This is a genomic window from Microcystis sp. M53602_WE12, from assembly GCF_030065455.1.
Taxonomy (GTDB): domain Bacteria; phylum Cyanobacteriota; class Cyanobacteriia; order Cyanobacteriales; family Microcystaceae; genus Microcystis; species Microcystis aeruginosa.
On record NZ_JASJFB010000771.1, the window covers coordinates 1 to 2,669 of the forward strand.

The window sequence follows — 2,669 nt, forward strand, 5'->3', positions numbered from 1 at the left end:
AATTATTCCTCCCATCGAGAGCTATTCTGAATTGTAAGTTATAACTATTATAATCTCATTTCTCTTTGTGATCAAGTTGAAGATTTTCTAGTTTTTGACTGCTATAAGTATTAATACTCATTGCATAAGTGAGATGCTCCCGGCGCGTTGTTCATTCATTGTCTGTACTGTGATTGTTATAATTATATTTACGATTGAGGAGGAAAAGGAATAATAATGTAGCGAATGACCGTTCCTAGTAAAGCCGTTCCCAAAATTCCGATTAACGTCCAAATCTGGGCCTTTTGAGAGCCTTTCAATTCTTTGGTATCTTCTTTCACCCTCTCAATATCCTTGTCTAAAGCATCGACCTTTTCTTCTAATCTAGCTTGTCCAACCTCTAAATTAGTGAGGCGACTATTAATATTTTCTAGTTTCTGATTAATTTCACCTAAAACTTCTTTAAGATCTTGTTCAATAGTAACTGACATCTGATGATTCTCCTAATAATTATCGGAATATAGGCACGACTATCACTATTTTATAGCTGGTTATAATTAAATTAAAAATGGATTTTAGGTTCGATCCCCCCTGCCCCCCTTGATAAGGGGGGTGCCGATCCCCCCTTAATCCCCCCTTGATAAGGGGGGTGTCTGACAACTTTTAACGCCTCCCTACTTACCTTTGAGAATGATAATACTTTTGGTTCATGTGTCCTCTTTATTCGCGATCGCTACTAATCCGGCGATCAAACGGCTTGCAACATGAATTCAACCTTGATCGCTTCAAACGGGAACTCTACGCTCCCATCTGCTACACGGCTCAGAATACCGACATTTAAAAGTGCCGTAATATCTCCATGTACTGCTTTAACATCCCGATGTACTCGCCTCGCCGCCTCACGGATAGAAATGGGGCCAGCACCGCACATAGCTTTGAGGAGTTCCCACCGCTTGGCAGTCAGAACTTTCCAGAGAAGTTCGGGGGTAGCAAAACTGATACGAACTTCTTTTTCTGCTCGACCAGTTTTCATCGCTTGAACGGCATCGGCAAGGGTGTCAGTCAAGGAGCGAACTTCAAGAACGACCGTGTTCATAATTCCACCTCAAAATGTCAGAGTTGAAGTCGGCCATCAATTGGTCTGGCGAAGAGAAAGCATAAAGAGACTCCACACCATCGAAATGACGGTGATCGCCTTTACCGCGTTCGTTATCATATCGCAACACACATTTGCCGTTGACTATGTAAGCGAGACGATATTTGTAAGGATGCTCCGATGGCAGAACTGGTTGGGGAACACGCCAGACAGTGACTTCTGCGAATGCGTCTGGGGCCAAGATGACGCGACGACGAATGAGCGCGGTAGCCTTCATGTTGGATATACTAACAACACCTTGGCCTGTTGTCAATGTCCCCAACAGTTAAAAACACCTCATATTCTTCTATATTTCTCGCTTGAGGATTGAGATATTGCCCAAAGTTTTGTGTTAAATCAATCTGCATGGTTATTATTGTATCCTTATTATTCTAACCCTGTTGCATAGTTTTCCATCACCTGCAAAAATTGAGGGTCAATCAATTCCATATTAGCTTGCAGAATATTAGTTCGTTCCTCATCATCAGCACAAATGAGCAACTGTTCAATTAAATTAACATAAGCTTGGGCGTGTTGTTCATTCATTGTCTGTACTGTGATTGATCTGATTATGTGATGGACTGTGATTTTTTCGAGAGAACGACTCGATGATATTTAGATAAGCTTGGGTGCGTTTTTCGTCCATAACCTTAATCCGATGCTTTCACAAAAGTTTTTTAAATTCTTCAATAGACATTCCGGCACCTTTAATAATTGTTCCCATTGTATAAGCATTAATTGGATTAGCTCTGGGAATTGTTAAGATATGCTCTCCATCAGTCATTGTAATATGTTTACCCTGTCGAACAATCCTAAATCCTGCTTTTTCAAAGGCTTTAATGGCTCGTTGATGATTAATTCCGGGAAGACTAGGCATGATTTAATTCAACTTCCACATAACAAGATTCTACACCTTGATTCAATTCCTCGGCAACTTCTAAATAAGACACAATAGCATCTTGAATATTATTGAGAGCTTCTTCTTTTGTTGTACCTTGAGAAGCACAGCCGGGTAAACCGGGACACCAAACAGCATATCCTTCTTCTGTTTTCTTAAGACTGACTTTATACTGCATATTTTTATAATAATAATCGTTGTCAGTTATTATAGCACGGCCATCATTAATCTCTGCTTCTGCTTGTAATACTTCTAATAAAAACCCCTGATATTCCTCTATACTTCTCGCTTGAGGGTTGAGAAACTGCCCCAACTGTTGCGCTATGTTCCGTAACCAAGCAACAGGATTATTATTTCCTTGTTGTTCTAACCCTGTTGCATAGTTTTCCATCACCTGCAAAAATTCGGGATCAATCAATTCCTGATTAGCTTGCAGAATCTTATTGAGTTCCTCATCATCAGCAGAAGTGAGCAACTGTTCAATTAAATTAACATAAGCTTGGGCGCGTTGGGGAGCATCTCACCTTTGCAATAAGTAGAAATGCTTAATGAGATCAATAAAAAAGTTAAAAAAGGCAACCATTTAGATAAGCACAGCGATGACGAAGGACTTGCGGTACATTACCAGATTCCCAACTTGCACCAGTAATTTTAAGA

Annotated in this window: 6 protein-coding genes; all 6 read right to left on the reverse strand. The window is 40.1% G+C overall.

Annotated features, from left to right (window positions below; genetic code table 11):
- Positions 1–188: 188 nt before the first annotated feature.
- The 6 genes from PX482_RS23690 to PX482_RS23715 all read right to left on the reverse strand — a co-directional run bounded on the left by PX482_RS23690 (position 189) and on the right by PX482_RS23715 (position 2,190).
- Entirely contained in the window at positions 189–470 is a 282-nt protein-coding gene (locus tag PX482_RS23690) for a hemolysin XhlA family protein (protein WP_002759172.1), read from the reverse strand.
- A 257-nt stretch (positions 471–727) separates the two neighbouring features.
- Positions 728–1,075, reverse strand: coding sequence for an HVO_A0114 family putative DNA-binding protein (locus PX482_RS23695; RefSeq protein ID WP_002751511.1), 348 nt, complete (start codon positions 1,073–1,075; stop codon positions 728–730).
- On the reverse strand, positions 1,056–1,352 hold the full coding sequence (locus PX482_RS23700; RefSeq protein ID WP_002751505.1) for a toxin-antitoxin system TumE family protein: 297 nt from the start codon (positions 1,350–1,352) through the stop codon (positions 1,056–1,058). The genes PX482_RS23695 and PX482_RS23700 overlap by 20 nt, the downstream gene beginning before the upstream one ends.
- 149 nt (positions 1,353–1,501) lie before the next feature.
- Positions 1,502–1,660, reverse strand: a complete 159-nt coding sequence (locus PX482_RS23705; protein ID WP_288027896.1) for a hypothetical protein — start codon at positions 1,658–1,660, stop codon at positions 1,502–1,504.
- 118 nt (positions 1,661–1,778) lie between these two features.
- Positions 1,779–1,991, reverse strand: a complete 213-nt coding sequence (locus PX482_RS23710; protein WP_002759169.1) for a type II toxin-antitoxin system HicA family toxin — start codon at positions 1,989–1,991, stop codon at positions 1,779–1,781.
- A complete protein-coding gene (locus tag PX482_RS23715; RefSeq protein WP_039900529.1) occupies positions 1,984–2,190 on the reverse strand; it encodes a type II toxin-antitoxin system HicB family antitoxin in 207 nt (68 codons plus the stop codon). Before PX482_RS23715 ends, PX482_RS23710 begins: the two co-directional genes overlap by 8 nt.
- Between the last annotated feature and the right edge of the window lie 479 nt (positions 2,191–2,669).